A 1246-nucleotide genomic window follows, 5' to 3' on the forward strand; every position below is an offset into this window, starting at 1 on the left:
TGTAGTGGTCAACTAATTTTGGCCACACGACCTGACTGTTCGTGGAACAGCCGCTCTGATTCATTTGGCGTTAAGCCACCGTTATACCAGTGGGGCCGGATGGCACTGTAATAGCCCGTGATGTAGCGGATTATCGCGCTCTGAGCCTCGTTGAAGCTGTTATAGCCCTTCGTCGGCACCCATTCGGTCTTCAGGCTCCGGAAGAACCGCTCCATCGGGGCATTATCCCAGCAGTTACCCCGTCGACTCATACTCTGCTTTATCCGACAGCGCCACAGAGCCTGTCGGTACTGGCGGCTGGTATAGTGGCTGCCCTGGTCACTGTGGAACATCATGCCTGTTGGCTTACCCCGAAGCTCCCAGGCCATCTGCAACGCTTTGACCGTGAGGGCCGAGTCCGGCGACGTCGACATCGCCCAGCCCACAGGTTTGCGGGCGAACAGATCCAGCACTACTGCCAGATAAGCCCAGCATTTTCCCGTCCAGATATAGGTCACATCGCCGCACCAGACCTGGTCCGGCGCGGTAACCGCGAACTGCCGGTCGAGATGGTTAGGTATTTCAACGTGTTCGTTCCCGCCGCGTTTGTATTTATGCGCCGGTACCTGGCAACTGGCGATATCCAGCTCTTTCATCAGCTTACCGGCCAGCCATCGCCCGAGTCTGACACCCTTAGCGCTGACCATCGTGGCGATACTTCTCGCGCCAGCAGAGCCACCACTGGCGTTCCAGACTTCACTGACGAGACTCCGTTTGACGACACGCTCAGCGTGAGGACCCCTGCTATTTTTACGAATGTAGCGATAACTGCTTCGGTGAACACCGAACAGCCGGCACAATAGCGCTACCGGGTAGTGCGCCCTCTGACTGTCTATTATCGTGAACTGTTCAGGGAGTCCGACATCAAGAGCGCGGTAGCCTTTTTTAGGATTTCATTCTCCATTTCAAGGCGTTGTATTCGTTTTCTCATTTCCCTGAGTTCAGTCTGCTCAGGCGTCAGAGGCAGCCCCGGGGGCGTTTTCCCCTGGCGCTCCAAACGTAACGATTTTACCCAGCGGTTGATAGCGGAGAGGCTGACGTTCATCGCCTTAGCCGCTCCGCCGTGAGTGTAGTTCTGATCCAGGACCAGTTTTGCCGCTTCGACTTTAAATTCAGCAGTAAATGCTTTGCTCATTGGTTCACCTGTAAGATGTTGAGGTGAGCATATCACCTCTACTCAGGTGGCCAAATTCAGTGTGCCACTACA

The 1246-nt window shown here is 55.2% G+C and carries 1 protein-coding gene; it reads right to left on the minus strand.

The window, feature by feature from the left end; translation table 11 throughout:
* Positions 1-8 precede the first annotated feature (8 nt).
* Positions 9-1174, minus strand: a protein-coding gene (locus tag ACSZPU_RS25780) for an IS3 family transposase (protein WP_499004457.1) whose coding sequence is annotated in 2 segments (ribosomal slippage) — positions 9-919 and positions 919-1174 — 1167 coding nt in all. Because the reading frame shifts where the segments join, the coding sequence is not laid out codon by codon here.
* Positions 1175-1246 lie beyond the last annotated feature (72 nt).

Source organism: Phytobacter sp. V69 (genome assembly GCF_965644215.1).
In the GTDB taxonomy this organism is placed as follows: Bacteria; Pseudomonadota; Gammaproteobacteria; order Enterobacterales; family Enterobacteriaceae; genus Phytobacter.